14 protein-coding genes are annotated in these 17,238 nt (G+C 68.6%); 9 read left to right on the top strand and 5 right to left on the bottom strand.

Features of this window, described 5'->3' with window-relative positions:
* Position 1: 1 nt before the first annotated feature.
* From waaF to AC3WRI_RS28410, 3 genes are all read right to left on the bottom strand, one after another.
* Positions 2–1,024, bottom strand: coding sequence for a lipopolysaccharide heptosyltransferase II (waaF, locus tag AC3WRI_RS28420; protein WP_010812206.1), 1,023 nt, complete (start codon positions 1,022–1,024; stop codon positions 2–4).
* A gap of 118 nt (positions 1,025–1,142) precedes the next feature.
* Positions 1,143–1,337: a zinc-finger domain-containing protein gene (locus tag AC3WRI_RS28415; protein ID WP_010812205.1), complete on the bottom strand. Its 195-nt coding sequence runs from the start codon at positions 1,335–1,337 to the stop codon at positions 1,143–1,145.
* A gap of 97 nt (positions 1,338–1,434) precedes the next feature.
* Positions 1,435–2,355 (bottom strand): branched-chain amino acid transaminase, encoded by a 921-nt coding sequence (locus AC3WRI_RS28410; RefSeq protein WP_492294539.1) that lies wholly within the window; start codon positions 2,353–2,355, stop codon positions 1,435–1,437.
* Between the two features lie 172 nt (positions 2,356–2,527).
* On the opposite strand from AC3WRI_RS28410, the gene AC3WRI_RS28405 reads away from it, so the two are divergent.
* Positions 2,528–5,542, top strand: a complete 3,015-nt coding sequence (locus AC3WRI_RS28405) for an SNF2-related protein (RefSeq protein WP_492294537.1) — start codon at positions 2,528–2,530, stop codon at positions 5,540–5,542.
* A gap of 181 nt (positions 5,543–5,723) precedes the next feature.
* A complete protein-coding gene (locus AC3WRI_RS28400; RefSeq protein ID WP_011614578.1) occupies positions 5,724–6,743 on the top strand; it encodes a Bug family tripartite tricarboxylate transporter substrate binding protein in 1,020 nt (339 codons plus the stop codon).
* A 16-nt stretch (positions 6,744–6,759) separates the two neighbouring features.
* Here the strand turns inward: AC3WRI_RS28400 and AC3WRI_RS28395 are convergent, their stop codons facing one another.
* Both AC3WRI_RS28395 and AC3WRI_RS28390 read right to left on the bottom strand, forming a co-directional pair.
* Positions 6,760–7,902, bottom strand: a complete 1,143-nt coding sequence (locus AC3WRI_RS28395) for a helix-turn-helix transcriptional regulator (protein ID WP_011614579.1) — start codon at positions 7,900–7,902, stop codon at positions 6,760–6,762.
* A gap of 100 nt (positions 7,903–8,002) precedes the next feature.
* The gene (locus AC3WRI_RS28390) at positions 8,003–9,109 is read right to left on the bottom strand and encodes a helix-turn-helix transcriptional regulator (protein WP_492294535.1); all 1,107 of its coding nucleotides are present in this window, start codon (positions 9,107–9,109) and stop codon (positions 8,003–8,005) included.
* Positions 9,110–9,491: 382 nt separating this feature from the next.
* On the opposite strand from AC3WRI_RS28390, the gene AC3WRI_RS28385 reads away from it, so the two are divergent.
* From AC3WRI_RS28385 to AC3WRI_RS28355, 7 genes are all read left to right on the top strand, one after another.
* On the top strand, positions 9,492–10,688 hold the full coding sequence (locus AC3WRI_RS28385; RefSeq protein WP_492294533.1) for a phosphoglycerate kinase: 1,197 nt from the start codon (positions 9,492–9,494) through the stop codon (positions 10,686–10,688).
* A gap of 54 nt (positions 10,689–10,742) precedes the next feature.
* Positions 10,743–12,179, top strand: a complete 1,437-nt coding sequence (gene pyk / locus AC3WRI_RS28380; RefSeq protein WP_010812198.1) for a pyruvate kinase — start codon at positions 10,743–10,745, stop codon at positions 12,177–12,179.
* 50 nt (positions 12,180–12,229) lie between these two features.
* Positions 12,230–13,294 (top strand): class II fructose-bisphosphate aldolase, encoded by a 1,065-nt coding sequence (gene fba, locus AC3WRI_RS28375; protein WP_010812197.1) that lies wholly within the window; start codon positions 12,230–12,232, stop codon positions 13,292–13,294.
* A gap of 104 nt (positions 13,295–13,398) precedes the next feature.
* Positions 13,399–14,307 carry a phosphoribosylaminoimidazolesuccinocarboxamide synthase gene (locus AC3WRI_RS28370; RefSeq protein ID WP_492294531.1) on the top strand — a complete coding sequence of 303 codons (909 nt, stop codon included), beginning with the start codon at positions 13,399–13,401 and terminating at the stop codon, positions 14,305–14,307.
* A gap of 159 nt (positions 14,308–14,466) precedes the next feature.
* The gene (purE, locus tag AC3WRI_RS28365) at positions 14,467–14,964 is read left to right on the top strand and encodes a 5-(carboxyamino)imidazole ribonucleotide mutase (RefSeq protein WP_010812195.1); all 498 of its coding nucleotides are present in this window, start codon (positions 14,467–14,469) and stop codon (positions 14,962–14,964) included.
* A 42-nt stretch (positions 14,965–15,006) separates the two neighbouring features.
* Complete coding sequence (locus AC3WRI_RS28360; RefSeq protein ID WP_010812194.1) at positions 15,007–16,251, top strand: 5-(carboxyamino)imidazole ribonucleotide synthase; 1,245 nt, start codon at positions 15,007–15,009, stop codon at positions 16,249–16,251.
* A gap of 22 nt (positions 16,252–16,273) precedes the next feature.
* Positions 16,274–17,238: L-threonylcarbamoyladenylate synthase (locus AC3WRI_RS28355; protein ID WP_492294529.1), on the top strand; the 965-nt coding region annotated here is incomplete at its 3' end.

The raw sequence follows: 17,238 nt of genomic DNA, 5'->3' as shown, positions 1-17,238 counted from the left end.
GTCAGGGCCGGTGCAGCAGCTTGCGCAGCTCGACGAACACCATTTCAGGTTCGATCTCTTTCAGGCAGCGCAGGTGGCCCAGCGGGCACTCGCGCTTGAAGCAGGGACTGCACTCCAGTTGCAGCCACATGATACTCGCTGCCTGTGACAACGGCGGCGTGTGGCGCGGGTCGCTCGAGCCGAACACCGCCACCTGGGGCCGGTTCAGCGCCGCGGTGACGTGCATCAGGCCGGAGTCGTTGCAGACCGCGGCTTCGGAGAGCGCCAGCAGGTCCACGGCGTCATCCAGCGAGGTCTGGCCGCACAGGTTGCGCACGAACGGGGCCTCGCTGACGATCTCGGCGGCGATCTCGGCGTCCTTGGCCGAGCCCAGCGTGATCATCTGCGCATACGGGTAGGAACGCCGCAGCATCTGCGCGAGCCTGGCGAAATGCCCGGCCGGCCAGCGCTTGGCCGGGCCGAACTCGGCACCCGGGCAGAACGCGATCACGCGCGTGTGCGGGGCGATGCCAAAGCGCTCGGCGGTGGCCGCCATGCGCGTCGGGTCGACGCGCAGGCGCGGCTCGGGCAGGTCTTCGGGCAGGCGCGCGCCGGGCTTGAGCGCCAGGCGGGCGTAGTGCTCCACCATCGGCGGGCGCTTGTCGCGCGGCGGGTTGGCGTGGCGCACGTTGAGCAGGCCGAAGCGGGCTTCGCCGCGGTAGCCGATGCGCAGCGGGATGCCGGCCAGCCAGGGGACCAGTGCCGACTTGAGCGAGTTCGGCAGCACGTAGGCGAGGTCATAGCCTTCGTTCTTGAGCTGCTGCGCGAACATCAGCCGTGCCGACAGCTGCAGCTTGCCGTGCGCGAGGTCGGACGGGAACACGCGGCCGATCTCCGGCATGCGCGCGAGCACGGGCGCGACCCACTTGGGCGCGAGTGCGTCGATGACCAGGCGCGGATGGCGCGCCTTGAGCAGCGCAAAGAGCGGCTGCGCCATCAGGGCGTCGCCGATCCAGTTGGGGGCGATGACGAGGGCTTTCTTCATGGGCGGGGCGCTTGGAGCCGGCACGGGAGCGTCGGCGCGGACGCCGGCAATGCCGACGCTCCGGGGCGCCTGCAAGCGGCCCGGAGCGTCAGGATCGTGCGAATGCGGGCGGCTCGGGTCAGTGGTGGCCCTTCAGCACGGTGCCCGGCTTGAGCTTGTAGACGGTGCCGCAGTACGGGCACTTGGCTTCGCCGGTGTCTGCCACGTCGAGGAACACGCGCGGATGGTAGTTCCATGCCGGGGTGTTGGCGGTCGGGCAATGCAGCGGAATGTCTTCAGCGCCGATTTCGATGATGGTGGCGGTTTGCGTCATGGTGTTGCAGGGAGTGATGCTTATTGTTCGATGAAAACAGAGGGTGTGCCTCGCCCGGCAGTGCCGGGCGCGCGCAACAGGGGCTGGCAGCCGGTGCTCAGACCAGCGTCAGCCACTTCTTGTACTTTTCGTTGGTGCCGCCCACGGCGGCAAAGAACGCGTCCTGGATCTGCTTGGTCACCGGGCCGCGGCGGCCTTCGCCGATGACGCGGTCGTCCAGTTCGCGGATCGGCGTGACTTCGGCGGCGGTGCCGGTGAAGAAGGCTTCGTCGGCGCAGTACATCTCGTCGCGGGTGATGCGCTTTTCACGCACCTCGATGCCCAGGTCGCGCGCGATGGTCAGGGTGGCGTCGCGGGTGATGCCGTCCAGGCACGAGGCCAGGTCCGGGGTGTAGATCACGCCGTTGCGCACGATGAAGACGTTCTCGCCCGAGCCTTCGCTGACATAGCCCTCGGTGTCGAGCAGCAGCGCTTCGTCGTAGCCCAGGCCGGTGGCTTCCTGGTTGGCCAGGATCGAGTTGATGTAGTAGCCGCTCGCCTTGGCGCGCACCAGCGACACGTTGACGTGGTGGCGCGTGAACGACGAGGTCTTCACGCGGATGCCGCGCTCCATGCCTTCCTCGCCCAGGTAGGCGCCCCACGGCCAGGCCGCGATTGCCACGTGGATGGTGTTGCCCTTGGCCGAGACGCCCAGTTTCTCGTCGCCGACCCACACGATCGGGCGGATGTAGCAGGATTCCAGCTTGTTGGCGCGCACCGCTTCTCGCTGCGCCGCTTCCAGCGTGGCCTCGTCGAAGGGCATGACCATCTGGAAGATCTTGGCCGAATTGAACAGGCGGCGGGTGTGCTCCTTCAGGCGGAAGATGGCGGTGCCTTCGGGGGTCTTGTAGGCGCGTACGCCCTCGAACACGCCCATGCCATAGTGCAGCGTATGCGTCAGCACGTGGATCTTGGCGTCGCGCCATTCGATCAGCTTGCCGTCCATCCAAATCTTGCCGTCGCGATCCGCCATCGACATGTCTGTTCTCCCTGCGCCGTGGAAATAGCAAAAACGATATTGTAAGCCCGGGGGGCATGGGTCACAACGCGGTGCGGGCGCCGCTGCGGTCTAGAATCCTCTTTTTCGGGCATTCTTGCCCTGTTCCGCGCACCGTGCCGCCGCGCTGGCGGCCTTGATTCCCACACTCGCCGTGCCTTTGACCCCACATCCCGGACCCGATGTCCCGCCTGACAGGGCTTCCGACCCCGGCGGCGCGTCCGCGCCGCAGGCCGGCTGGCAGCAGGCGCTGGAGGCGCTGCGCGCGCTCGCCGGCAGCGAGCCTGCCGCCGGGGGCGAAGGCGGCAGGCGCCTGCTGTGGGCGCTGACGCTGGATGCCGACGGCGCGCCCGGCACGATCGAGCCGCTCGAGCAGGTGCGCGGCGCGCGCGGCTGGGGCAAGCCCAGGCCGGTGCCGCTGGCGCGCGTGGCCGAGGACGACCGGCTGGCGCCGTGGGACGCCCGCGTGGCCCGCGCCATCCGCCGCGACCAGTCGCACAACCGGCGCTACGTGCTCGACCGCGCCGCCGCGGCGATGGCGCTGGTGGGGCACCCGGGCGTGGTGCTGGCGCATGCGCCGTCGCAGACGCTGGAGGTGGTGGAGGACGCGCCCGCGCTGGAAGCGGTGCGCAGCGCCGGCCGCTACGTGCTGCGCATGTTCCCGCCGGTGCGCGAGGCGCCGGCGATGGAAGCCTTGCTGCCGGCCGCCGCGCGCCAGGAGGCCGAGGCCCTGCGCCAGCTCACGGTGGTGCGCGACGGCCCGCACCGGCTGCGGCTGATCCGCTTTACGCCGACGCAGTTCGAGGCTGCCCGGCTGATCGGCGATGGCCTGGCGATCCCGGAGGACGGCCACGCCCAGCTCGACCAGACCTTGCGCGCGTTGGCCGGCCAGTTCCAGGTCCAGGCCGACCAGGCGGGCGGATCGCGCGCGGTGGAGGCTGACGCGCGCCTGCGCGCCGAGGTGGCACCGTTGGGCGGGCTGGCGGGGCGCGGCATTTCGCTGCGGCTGGTGGTGACGCCGCTGGGGCCGCTCGGGCCGCGGCTCGCGCCCGGCGCCGGACGCGAGCGCCTGATGGCGGCGGTGCGCGGCGAGACCCTGGCCACGCAACGCGACCTGGATGCCGAGCTGGCCAGCGTGGCCGAGGTCTTCGCGGCATTGCCGCAGCTGGTGGCGCTGGCGCCGCCGGGCGGCGAATACACCTGGATGCTGGACGATCCGGAGGACGCGCTCGCCGTGGTCGAGGCGCTGCCCGGACTGCCCGCCGTGCAGGCCGTGGAATGGCCGCGCGGCAAGGAGATTCGCGTGCTGCCGGCCGACCTGCGGCAGCTGGGCGTGCAGATCGAGAGCCGCGGCGCGTGGTACCGGCTGGCCGGCGAGCTGCGCGTGGCCGAGGGGCTGGTGCTGGAACTGGGCAAGCTGATCGACTGGACCGGCAGCCACGCCGGGCGCTTCGTGCCGATGGGGCAGGGCGTCTACGTGGCGCTGACGCGCACGCTGCGCGGCCGGCTGCGCGACCTCGCCGGCGTCGGTGAGCATGTGCCCGACGGTATTCGCGTCCCGCAGATGGCCACGCCGTGGCTGGATGACGTGCTGGCCGGCGCCGGCGTCGATCCCGATGCGCATTTCCGCCAGCGCATCGCCCGGCTGCGCGCCGCGCGCGAGGCTGACATCGCGCTGCCTGCCACGCTGGCGGCTGAGCTGCGGCCCTACCAGGAGGCTGGCTACTGCTGGGCCATGACGCTGGCGGCCTCGGGCCTGGGCGCCTGCCTGGCCGACGACATGGGCCTGGGCAAGACCCTGCAGGCGCTGGCGGTGCTGGTGGCGCGCGCCGGCGGCGGCGCCGCGCTGGTGATCGCGCCGACTTCGGTGTGCGGCAACTGGGCGGCCGAGGCGCGGCGCTTTGCGCCCACGCTCAACGTCCATGTTTATGCCGAGGGCGATCGTGAGACGCTGCTGGCGCAGGCCGGGCCGCATGACCTGGTGATCATCTCGTACACGCTGCTGCAGCAGGCCAGCAAGGCGTTCTGCGCGCGCGAATGGCATACCGTGGTCGCGGACGAGGCGCAGGCCTTCAAGAACGCGGTCACGCGGCGGGCGCAGGCCATGTTCGCGCTGCCGTCGGGCTTCCGCATGGCGCTGACCGGCACGCCCGTGGAGAACCGGCTGGCCGAGCTGTGGTCGGTGATGCGGTTCTGCAATCCGGGCTTGCTGGGCTCGCTGGCCCGCTTCAACGAACACTTTGCCAACCCGATCGAGCGCGGCGGCATGCGCGAGGCGCGCCAGCGGCTGCGCCGCATGATCGCGCCGTTCGTGCTGCGCCGGACCAAGGCGCAGGTGCTGGACGAACTGCCGCCGCGCACGGAGCTGGTGATCCGGGTCGAGCCCGAGCCGGTCGAAGCCGCGCACTACGAGGCCCTGCGCCGCCAGGCCCAGACCGAGGCCGAGGCCGCGCTGGCGCGCGTGGAAGCGGCACGCAAGGCCACCAAAGGCGCGCCTGCCGGGGCCCGTGCGCGCGCCCTGGCGCAGGCCCAGCACCAGGCCCAGGCGCGCATCCACGTGCTGGCGCAGCTGATGCGGCTGCGGCGCGCCGCGTGCGACCCGCGCCTGGTCACGCCGGAACTCAGCGGCCAGCTGTCCGAAGGCGCCAAGGTGCGCGCCTTTGTCGAGCTGGCCAGCGAGCTTGCCGCGAGCGGCCACAAGACCCTGGTGTTCAGCCAGTTTGTCGACTTCCTGCAGCTGCTGCGCCAGGGGCTGGAGCGCGCCGGGCTGGCGCTGCAGTACCTGGACGGCGCCACCCCCGCGGCCGAGCGCACCCGCCGCGTGGCCGCCTTCCAGGCGGGCGAGGGCGATGTCTTCCTGATCAGCCTGAAGGCCGGCGGCTTCGGCCTGAACCTGACCGCGGCCGACTACGTGATCATTGCCGACCCCTGGTGGAATCCCGCCGCCGAAGACCAGGCCATGGGCCGCGCGCACCGCATCGGCCAGCAGCGCCCGGTGACGGTGTACCGGCTGATCAATGCCGGCACCATCGAAGAGCGCATCGTCGACCTGCACCGCGACAAGCGCGCGCTGGCCGACGGGCTGCTGGAGGCCGACGACGACAGCGCCGCGGGAACCGGCGCGCCGCTGCCGGACGTGGACGAGCTGGTGGGGTTGCTGCGGCGCTGAGGCGATGCCGAGGAGGGGTACATATGCCCCGATCGAATACCCTCAAGCGAACACGGTCGTTTGGTTTTGGCAGGAACCTTGCTATCGTGTGGCGCTGGCCCGGGGCTCAGATCCCGGTCATCATTGTGCCGACCCGCCGCGCCGGGTCTTATCTTGCTGATACTTACCGACGGTGCCCCCCATGCCTACTTCGTCCCGCCTGCTTCCGCGCTTGTCCTTCCGTTCCGCTACCGGCCTGGCCGCGCTGTGCGCCGCCGCTGCCATCAGCACGGTCAGCTCGCCCGCCCGCGCGCAAGGGGAGTGGCCGACGCAGCCGGTGACGATCCTGATGGGCTTTACTGCCGGCTCCGGCGTCGACATCGTCGGCCGCACGCTGCAGGAATCGCTGCAGAAGTCGCTGAAGGCCACCATCATCTACGACTACCGGCCGGGCGCCGGCGGCAACGTCGCCTCCGAGGTGGTGGCGCATGCCAGGCCGGATGGCTACACGCTGCTGCTGGGCACCGCCGCCACGCACGGCATCAACCCGGCGCTGTACAAGAACCTGCCGTTCGACGCCGAGGCCGATTTCACCCCGATCGCGCCGCTGGTCGAGGTCTCCAACGTGCTGACCGTCAACCCGGCGGTGCTGGACGTGAAGTCGGTCAAGGAGTTTATCGAGAAGGTCAAGGCCAACCCGGGCAAGTACAACTTTGCCTCCACCGGCAACGGCACCGGCACGCACCTGGCCTTTGCCGAGTTCAATGCGCGCGCCGGCCTGGACATGGTCCACGTGCCCTACAAGGGCGGCCCCGACGCGCTGCAGGCGGTGGTGAAGGGCGAGGTCTGCTGCATCTTCAACCAGGTGCAGAGCGTGCTGCCGCAGTACCGCGCCGGCAAGGTGCGCCTGCTGGGCGTGACCACCAAGCAGCGCGTGCAAGTGATTCCCGACGTGCCGACCATTGCCGAGAGCGGCCTGCCCGGCTTCAACAGCACCATCTGGTTCGGCTTCTTCGGGCCCAAGGGGCTGGATCCGAAGATCGCGCGCAAGGTCAACGATGCGGTGAAGGTGGCGCTGGAAACGCCGGCGATCCGCCAGAAGCTGATCGATGCCGGCAACACGCCGCGGGTCGAGACCGTGGATCAGTTCAAGGCTACGGTGAAGGGGGATCGGCAGAAGTGGGCGGGGGTGGTCAAGACCGTGGGCGCGTCGATCGACTGACGCGCGCCGGCCTCGGTCAGGTCCGTACCCCCAGCCGCGTGAGCAGGTGCGCCAGTTGCGCCTGCGTGCCCGTCCCGGTCTTGGTGAAGATCGCCTTGAGTTGCGTGCGCCCGGTCTCGCGCCGGATGCCGATCAGCTCGCACGCCTCGGGCAGGCCGATGCCCGATGACAGCTGCAGTGCCAGCCGGGTCTCGGCCGGAGTGAGGCCGTAGAGGTCGCGCAAAACGGCTGGCAGCGTCATCGGCGCGGTGCCGGGCTCGTGGATCGCCACCAGCACGCTGGGGCGCTGCCAGTCCATCGCCAGATGGTGTGCCGGCGGCAGCGGCAGCAGCACGACCTGGGCCTGGCGGCCGGCGCTGTCGACCGCACGCAGCGCCTGCGCCGGCTGCGGGTTGGCGGGGTTGCATGCCGCCCGCAGCGCCTCGGCAAACGGGCGCGACAGCTGCCAGTCGGCTTCCTCGCGCACGGCTATGGCGGGCGGCGCCACGGCGCGGGTTTCGACCGACACCGCCGGCAGCAGCCGGCGCACCCAGGTCTCGCCAATGCTGTTGGCCAGCAGCGGCTTGCCGTCGTCGCGGAACACGATCACGCCGAACGGCAGCCGCTCCATCAGTTGCGCCGACGCATGCGCCAGTGTCGACACCTGGTGGGTGCGGTCGCGCAGCGCCATCGCATGGCGCATGTGCGGGATGGCCCAGTCGAGCGCGCGCGCGTCTTCGGGCGAATAGTGGTCGTGGCCCTGCGGGCGCTGCAGCGACAGGAACACGTCGTAGTGCGGCTGGCGCTCGATCAGGCAGGCCATCACCGACGACTGTTCGAATTGCCGCAGGAACTCGCCGTAGAAGGGCGACTTGCGCATCGCCTGCGCGCCCAGCTCGCGTGAATCGATATACCAGTTGCCCACCGACATGCGCCTGGCGAACGGCAGGGCCGGGTCGATGGCTACGTAGTGTTCGCTGTAGGCGGCCACCGCCTCCGGCATGGGGTTGACCTCCTGGTTCACCAGCACGCGCTCGTTGACGGTGTCGAGCACCAGCAGATGGGCATGCGTGCTGCCGCTGGCCTGGCACAGCGCGCCCAGGCTGCGCTGCCAGGCATCGGCATCGAAGATCCCCTCGTACAGCGCGCGAATGGTGTCGTGCATCTGTGTGTCGCTCATGGCTTCCCTTCTTTTTACTTCTTTTATTTTTAGCACTTTCTTCGCGGGGCAACGGGCGGGCCGCGGGCGCGGCGCCGGCCCGCTGCCGGGCGCGTGGTGTTCAGGCCTCGTCCAGCGCCGCGCCCAGGCGCGAGAGCAGATGCGTCAGCTGGGCCTGGCTGTTGCAGCCGGTCTTGTGGAATATGGCCTTGAGCTGGGTGCGCGCGGTTTCGTGGCGGATGTTCAGCTGCTGGCTGGCTTCGGGCAGGCCCTGTCCGGTGGCGAGCTGGGTGGTCAGCCGGGTCTCCGCCGGGGTCAGTCCGTACAGGTCGCGCAGCACCGGCGCCAGCAACAGCGGCGCGCTGTCCTGCTCATGCACGATCACCAGCGCCGCCGGTTCCTGCCATTGCGCGGCAAAGGCGTGCGAGGGCGGCAGCGGCAGCACGATCACCTGCGCGCAGGCACCGTTGCCGTCGGTGGCGCGGGCGGCCTGCGCGGCGACCGCGCGCTGCGGGTCGCAGGCGGCCTGCACCATGTCGGCGAACGGGCGCGACAGGTTCCAGTCCGACACCTTGCCGGCCGGGTCCAGGCGCCGCGCCCAGCGCTCGCCGGCGCGGTTGCTCAGCAGCACCTGGCGCTGCGGCGAGAACACCAGCAGGGCAAAATTGAGCCGCTCCACCAGCTGCGTCGACAGCCGCGCCAGCACCGTCAGCCCCAGCGTGCGGTCGCGCATGGCCATGGCGCTGCGCATATGCGGGATGATCCAGTCCATGCCGCGGGTGTCGTCGGGCGAGAACAGCGGCTGCGTGCGCGCGCGCTGCATCGAGAAATAGACTTCGTAGTGGGGCTGGCGCTCGACCAGGCAGGCCACGTAGGAGCGCAGGTCGTAGCGGTGGAAGAAGTCGCGGTAGAACGGATGGCGGGCCATGGTGCCTTCGCCCAGTTCGCGCGCGTCGATATACCAGTCGCCCGGCCGAAGGCGCGGCGCGTACTGCTTGGCCGGATCGATGGCCTGGTAGTCCGATTCGTACTCGGAAAACGGTTCCACCACCGGATTGACGATCTCATTGACGGTGACCTGGTCGCGGACGGTGTCCCAGACCATCATCGAGGCATGTGCCGTGTCCGCCAGTTCCGTCAGGGTGTGCAGGCTCTGCTGCCAGGCACCGGGATCGAGAATGCCCTCGTACAAGCCACGGATCGCTCCGTGCATGTCGGCTTCTTTCATCTGACTCACCCCCTGCATTCGCGACAAGGAAATGCGCGGCGCCGGCGCTGCGTCTGATCGCACACCGGCTGCATTCTTTTTGGCTGCTTGTTATTTTGGCCGCCTGTTGTCATGGCCGTTTCAAGACCGGCTCTGGCGCTTTTTGCGTGTCTGTTATAGCAGACGTTGCATACATTACCGCACTCGGGGGTCAAGAGGGGCATGGAGCTGACCCTTCTTTCGTGGGGAGGTATGTCACTAGCACCCTGTGGGGTTGTCCTGAATGTGCTGCAAGGGCCGCATGCTAAGTGCGTAACGGTCCGGAATCGGCAAAGCGTTGACCACGATCAGGTAAAATGCCCGTTTCCCCGAATTCCAGCGAAATCTCGCGCCATCCATCGCCATGACCTCTGTCCTGCGTCTTTCCGACCTGATTTCCCAAGGCAAAATCTCCGGCAAGCGGGTGTTTATCCGCGCCGACCTGAACGTGCCGCAGGATGACGCCGGCAACATCACCGAGGACACCCGCATCCGCGCCTCGGTGCCGGCCATCGAGGCATGCCTGGCTGGCGGCGCCGCGGTGATGGTCACCTCCCACCTGGGCCGCCCGACCGAGGGCGAGTTCAAGCCCGAGGACTCGCTGGCGCCGATTGCCACGCGCCTGTCCGAGCTGCTGGGCAAGCCGGTCAAGCTGGTGCAGAACTGGGTCGACGGCGTCGAGGTGGCGCCGGGCAAGGTGGTGCTGCTGGAAAACTGCCGCGTGAACAAGGGCGAAAAGAAGAACAGCGACGAACTGGCCCGGAAGATGGCCAAGCTGTGTGACGTCTACGTGAACGATGCCTTCGGCACCGCCCACCGTGCCGAAGCCACCACGCATGGCATCGCCAAGTACGCCCCGATCGCCTGCGCCGGCCCGCTGCTGGCCGCCGAGATCGACGCGCTGGGCAAGGCGCTGGGCCAGCCGGCGCGCCCGCTGGTGGCGATCGTGGCCGGGTCCAAGGTCTCGACCAAGCTGACCATCCTGAAGTCGCTGGCCGACAAGGTCGACAACCTGATCGTCGGCGGCGGCATCGCCAATACCTTCATGCTGGCCGCCGGCCTGAAGATCGGCAAGTCACTGGCCGAAGCCGACCTGGTCGGCGACGCCAAAACCATCATCGACATCATGGCCAGGCGGGGCGCCTCGGTGCCGATCCCGGTCGACGTGGTGTGCGCCAAGGAATTCAGCGCCACTGCCGCGGCCACCGTCAAGGACGTCAAGGACGTGGCCGACGACGACATGATCCTGGACATCGGCCCCAGGACCGCCGCGATGCTGGCCGAGCAGCTCAAGGCCGCCGGCACCATCGTCTGGAACGGCCCGGTGGGCGTGTTCGAATTCGACCAGTTCGGCAACGGCACCAAGGTGCTGGCCCAGGCCATCGCTGAATCGAAGGCGTTCTCGATCGCCGGCGGCGGCGACACGCTGGCCGCGATCGCCAAGTACGGCATTGCCGACCGCGTGGGCTATATCTCCACCGGCGGCGGCGCGTTCCTGGAATTCCTGGAAGGCAAGAAGCTGCCCGCATTCGAAGTGCTGGAGCAGCGCGCCGCAGGCTGACGCATCCGCCGGGCCCGGCGGTATTGCCGGGGCCCTGAACCAGGAATTCCGCGCATGACTCGTTCCACCAAGATCGTCGCCACCATCGGCCCCGCCTCCAGCTCGCTGGAAATCCTGACCCGCATGATCGCGGCGGGGGTCGACGTGGTGCGGCTGAATTTTTCGCACGGCACCGCCCAGGACCATCTCGACCGCGCCCGCCTGGTGCGCGAAGCCGCGCAGGCATGCGGGCGCGAGGTCGCCATCATGGCCGACCTGCAGGGCCCCAAGATCCGCGTCGGCAAGTTCGAGCACGGCAAGATCACGCTCAAGGTGGGCGATCCGTTCATCCTGGATTCGAGCTGCCAGCTCGGCAACGAGCAGCGCGCCGGCCTGGACTACCAGGACCTGCCGCGCGACGTCGGCCCGGGCGACCTGCTGCTGCTCAACGACGGCCTGATCGTGCTGGTGGTGGACCGTGTGTTCGGCAGCGAGATCTTCACCACCGTGCGCGTGGGCGGCGAGCTGTCCAACAACAAGGGCATCAACCGCCAGGGCGGCGGGCTGTCGGCGCCGGCGCTGACCGCCAAGGACATGGACGACATCAAGACCGCCATGGCCCTGGGCGCGGACTACGTCGCCGTCAGCTTCCCCAAGAATGCCACCGACATGGAAATGGCGCGCCAGCTGACCGCCGTGGCCGGCCAGCCGCACGGCCACAAGGCCCGCATGATCGCCAAGATCGAACGTGCCGAGGCGATCCGCCCGGGCGTGCTGGAAGAGATCCTGCAGGCGTCCGACGGCATCATGGTGGCGCGCGGCGACCTGGCCGTGGAAGTCGGCAATGCCGCCGTGCCGGCGCTGCAGAAGCGCATGATCAAGCTGGCGCGCGAGGCCAACAAGCTGACCATCACCGCCACCCAGATGATGGAGAGCATGATCGTCAACCCGGTGCCCACGCGCGCCGAGGTCTCGGACGTGGCCAACGCCGTGCTGGACGGCACCGACGCGGTGATGCTGTCGGCTGAAACCGCCGCCGGCCGCTACCCCGTGGAGACGGTCGAGGCCATGGCCGCGGTCTGCATCGAAGCCGAGAAGTCCGAGGTGGTGCAGCTCGACACCGATTTCCTGAACCAGACCTTCTCGCGCATCGACCAGTCGGTGGCGATGGGTGCGCTGTTCACGGCCTATCATTTGCAGGTGAAGGCGATTGCCGCGCTGACCGATTCCGGCGCCACCGCATTGTGGATGAGCCGTCACCGAATCCATGTGCCGATCTATGCGATGACGCCCAACCTGGCCTCGCAGCGCAAGATGCAGCTGTACCGCAACGTGGTGCCGCTGCCGCTGCAGTCCAGCGCCGACCGCGACACCGCGCTCGAGCAGGCCGAAGAGCTGCTGCTGGCGCAGGGCGTGGTGCAGCGTGGCGATTTCATCGTGCTGACCATCGGCGAACCGATGGGGCAGCCGGGCGGTACCAACACCCTGAAGATTGTCAGGGTGGGGTATTGAGCGCCGACAGAAAAATACAGAGACACCCAATTTTTATTTAGGAGTTAGACATGCCACTCGTATCGATGCGCCAGCTGCTGGACCACGCGGCCGAGAACAGCTACGGCCTGCCGGCCTTCAACGTGAACAACCTCGAGCAAGTGCAGGCCATCATGCAGGCGGCCGACGAGGTCAACGCCCCGGTGATCATGCAAGCCTCGGCCGGCGCGCGCAAATACGCCGGTGAGCATTTCCTGCGCCACCTGATCGAAGCCGCGGTCGAAGCCTACCCGCACATCCCCGTGGTGATGCACCAGGACCACGGCCAGTCGCCGGCGATCTGCCAGGGCGCGATCGACCTGGGCTTCTCGTCGGTGATGATGGACGGCTCGCTGCGCGAAGACGGCAAGACCCCGGCCGAGTACGAGTACAACATCGACGTCACCCGCAAGGTGGTGCAGCTGGCCCACGCCGTCGGCGTGACCGTGGAAGGCGAACTGGGCTGCCTGGGCTCGCTGGAAACCGGTGAAGCCGGCGAAGAAGACGGCATCGGCGCCGTCGGCGTGCTGGACCACTCCATGCTGCTGACCGATCCGGAGCAGGCCGCCGACTTCGTCAAGGCCACCCAGCTGGACGCCCTGGCCATCGCCATCGGCACCTCGCACGGCGCCTACAAGTTCACGCGCAAGCCCACCGGCGACATCCTGGCGATCAGCCGCATCAAGGAAATCCACGCCCGCATCCCCAACACCCACCTGGTGATGCACGGCTCGTCGTCGGTGCCGCAGGAACTGCTGGAAGAGATCCGTAAGTTCGGCGGCGACATGAAGGAAACCTACGGCGTGCCGGTCGAGGAAATCCAGGAAGCGATCAAGTACGGCGTGCGCAAGATCAACATCGACACCGACATCCGCCTGGCCATGACCGGCGCGATCCGCCGCTTCTTCGCCGAGAACCCGAGCAAGTTCGACCCGCGCGAATACCTGAAGCCGGCCCGCGAAGCCGCCAAGCAGGTGTGCAAGGCGCGCTACATTGCCTTCGGCTGCGAAGGCCAGGCCGGCAAGATCAAGCCGATCGGCCTGACCGATATCGCGCAGCAGTACAAGGCGGGCAAGCTGTCGCAGGTCGTGCAGTAAATGTCCCTAGTCCGCCTTCCGCGCTAGGGGAAGGCGGATTGCAGTTCCGGCCGCCGCGGCACGCATCCAGCGCCCGGCGGCTTCGCCGTTTTATCGGAACCATCATGTCCAACGCTCTCTACCAGTCCTCCATCAACTCGCTGCCGCTGCTGGGCCACGGCAAAGTGCGCGACAACTATGCCGTCGGCAATGACAAGCTGCTGATCGTCACCACCGACCGCCTGTCGGCGTTCGACGTCATCATGGGCGAGCCGATCCCCGACAAGGGCCGCGTGCTGAACCAGATGGCGAACTTCTGGTTCAGCAAGCTCGCGCACATCGTGCCGAACCACGAGACCGGCATCGCGCCCGAGACCGTGGTCGCGCCGGAGGAAGTGGAGCAGGTCAAGGGCCGCGCCGTGGTGGTCAAGCGCCTGCGGCCGATCCTGGTCGAAGCCGTGGTGCGCGGCTATCTCGCCGGCAGCGGCTGGAAGGACTACCAGGCCACCGGCAAGGTGTGCGGGATCGAGCTGCCCGCCGGCCTGCAGAACGCGCAAAAGCTGCCCGAGCCGATCTTCACCCCGGCCGCCAAGGCCGAGATGGGCGAGCACGACGAGAACATCTCGTTCGCCGAAGTCGAGGCCCGCATCGGCATCGCGCTGGCGCGCCAGATGCGCGATATCTCGATCCGCCTGTACAAGGAAGCGGCCGAGTTTGCGGCCACGCGCGGCATCATCATCGCCGATACCAAGTTCGAGTTCGGCCTGGACGACAATGGCGTGCTGACGCTGATGGACGAGGTCCTGACCGCCGATTCGTCGCGCTTCTGGCCGGCCGATTCCTACCAGGTGGGCACCAACCCGCCGTCGTTCGACAAGCAGTTCGTGCGCGACTGGCTGGAAGCCGTGCGCATCGACGGCAAGCCCTGGCCCAAGACCGCGCCGGCGCCGCAACTGCCGGACGAGGTGATCGAAAAGACCGCCGCCAAGTACCGTGAAGCGCTGACGCGTCTGACGGGCGAAGAACTGCAGTAAGTTATCAATTTCCCGACGGTGTTCTCCCTCTCCCCTCAGCGGGAGAGAGCCGGGGAGAGGGGTGGTTTAGCAAGGCGCCACGCGTCGGGAAACGCCAGCCCTCTCCCCCGGCCCCTCTCCCGCAAGCGGGAGAGGGGAGCAAACAATCAAGGATCTGAAGTGAGCAAGCAAGACAAGCCGCTGGTCGGCGTGGTGATGGGCAGCAGTTCCGACTGGGACGTGATGCAGCACGCAGTGGCCATGCTGAAGGATTTCGGCGTGCCGTTCGAAGCCCAGGTGGTGTCCGCGCACCGCATGGCGGACGACATGTTCCGCTATGCCGAGAGCGCGCGCAGCCGCGGCATCCGCGCCATCATCGCCGGTGCCGGCGGCGCCGCGCACCTGCCCGGCATGATCGCCGCCAAGACCATCGTGCCGGTGTTCGGCGTGCCGGTGCCGTCCAAGTACCTGCGCGGCGAGGATTCGCTGCTGTCGATCGTGCAGATGCCCAAGGGCGTGCCGGTGGCCACCTTCGCCATCGGCGAGGCCGGTGCCGCCAATGCCGCGCTGCACGCGATCGCCACGCTGGCCACCACCGACGAGGCGCTGGCCGGCGCGCTGGAAGCATTCCGCGCGAAGCAGACCGAAGCCGCGCGCGCGATGACTTTGCCACTGTAATGCTGCCGCTGTAATCATCCGGACATCCCACGGAACCTAGCAATGCCCACCGATATCCATCCCTATCTCTCCGAAGCCCACACGCCGGAATCGCGCGCCGAGTTCGGCGTCGACCGTCCCGACGCGCCCATCCTGCCTGGTGCGTGGCTCGGCATGCTGGGTGGCGGCCAGCTCGGCCGCATGTTCACGCATGCGGCGCAGGCGATGGGCTATCGCGTATGCGTGCTCGATCCGGACCAGGACAGCCCGGCCGGTTCGGTGGCGGACAAGCATATCTGTGCGCAATACACCGACGAGGCCGCGCTGGCCGAGATGGGCAAGCTGTGCCAGGCGGTAAGCACCGAGTTCGAGAACGTGCCGTCGCTGTCGCTGGACCGGCTCGAGCAGCTGGGCGCCTTTGTCGCGCCGCGCGGCTACTGCGTGTCGATCGCGCAGAACCGCATCGGCGAGAAGAAGTTCTTTGCCGCGTGCGCCGAGCGCACCGGCGTGTCGCCGGCCCCGCACTGGGTGATCCAGCACGATGCCGATGTCGACCAGCTGCCCGACCACGTGCTGCCCGGCATCCTCAAGACCGCGCGCATGGGCTACGACGGCAAGGGCCAGGCGCGCGTGAAGACGCGCGACGACGTGCGCGCCGCCTGGAACGCCATGCAGCATGTGCCGTGCGTGCTGGAGCAGATGCTGCCGCTGGCTTATGAGGTCTCGGTGCTGGCCGCGCGTGCCGCGGACGGCTCCACCGCCACCTGGCCGCTGGCCGAGAACGTGCACCGCGACGGCATCCTGTTCTCGACGGTGATGCCGTCGACCAGCGTGTCGCCCGAGATCGCCGACCGCGCGCGTGCCGCAGCGGCTGCCATCGCCACGGAGATGGGCTACGTCGGCGTGCTGTGCATCGAGTTCTTCGTGCTGACCGACGGCTCGCTGGTCGCCAACGAGATGGCGCCGCGCCCGCACAACTCCGGCCATATCACCATGGATGCGTGCGAGACCAGCCAGTTCGAACAGCAGGTGCGCGCCATGGCGCGGCTGCCGCTGGGCAGCACGCGCCAGCACTCGGCCGGCAAGATGCTGAATCTGCTGGGCGACGTGTGGTTCGAGTTCGGCCTGGAGCGCACGCCTTCCTGGGACGAAGTGGTGGCGCAACCCGGCGCCAAGCTGCACCTGTACGGCAAGGGCGATGCGCGCCCGTCACGCAAGATGGGCCACGTCAACTGCGTGGGCGAGCATGCGGAAGCGGCCGCCGCCGCCTTTGCCGCCGCCGCGCAGGCGCTGCATATCCCGCTCTGAAGCCATAGCTCCAAGGAACACGATGTCGCCGCGCATGCCCACGGCCGCTGAACTGGACGAAGCCGTCCGCCTGCTCGAGGCCGGGCAACTGGTCGCCTTTCCCACCGAAACCGTCTACGGACTCGGTGCGGATGCCGAGAACCCCGAGGCGGTCGCCCGCATCTTCGCGCTCAAGGGCCGGCCGTCGAACCATCCGGTGATCGTCCACGTGGTGGACGGCGCCGATATCGGCTACTGGACCGACGAGGTCCCCGAGGCAGCGCAGCAACTGATCGACGCGTTCTGGCCCGGCCCGCTGACGCTGATCCTGAAGCGCGCCGCGCATATCCATCCGGCCGTCGCCGGCGGCCAGGACAGCATTGGCGTGCGTTGCCCCTCGCACCCCGTGGCGCAGGCGCTGCTGGCGCGCTTCAAGCGCGGCCGCGGCGGCATTGCCGCGCCGTCGGCCAACAAGTTCGGCCAGGTCAGCCCGACCACCGCGCAGCATGTGCGCGATGAATTCGGCGATGCGGTCTATGTGCTGGAAGGCGATGGCGTGGAGGTCGGTATCGAATCGACCATCGTCGACCTGTCGCGGCTGGACCAGGGCATCGGCCCGGTGCTGCTGCGGCCGGGGGCGATCACCGCGGCGATGATGGCGCAGGTACTGGGCGCGGCCCCGCTGCCGCCCGACGCGGCCGCGCCGCGGGCTTCAGGCACGCTCAAGGCTCACTACGCGCCGCACACACCGCTGCTGCTGGCCGATGCGCAAGCAGCTTCGGCGCAGCTGGCCTCGCTGCCGGACGATGCCCGCGTGGCGTGGGTCGGCCGGGCGCCGCTGGTGGACCAGCGCTGTACCTGGGTGCAGGCGCCTGCGGATGCGGCGGCCTATGCGCGCGAGCTTTACCGCTTGCTGCGCAAGCTCGACAAGCAGGGCTATACGCAGCTGATGTTCGAGGTGTTGCCTGAAGGGCAGGATTGGGCGGGGGTGCGGGATCGGCTGGAGCG

Source organism: Cupriavidus sp. FW305-27, assembly GCF_058787995.1.
This window is presented reverse-complemented; position numbering and strand designations above follow the sequence as displayed.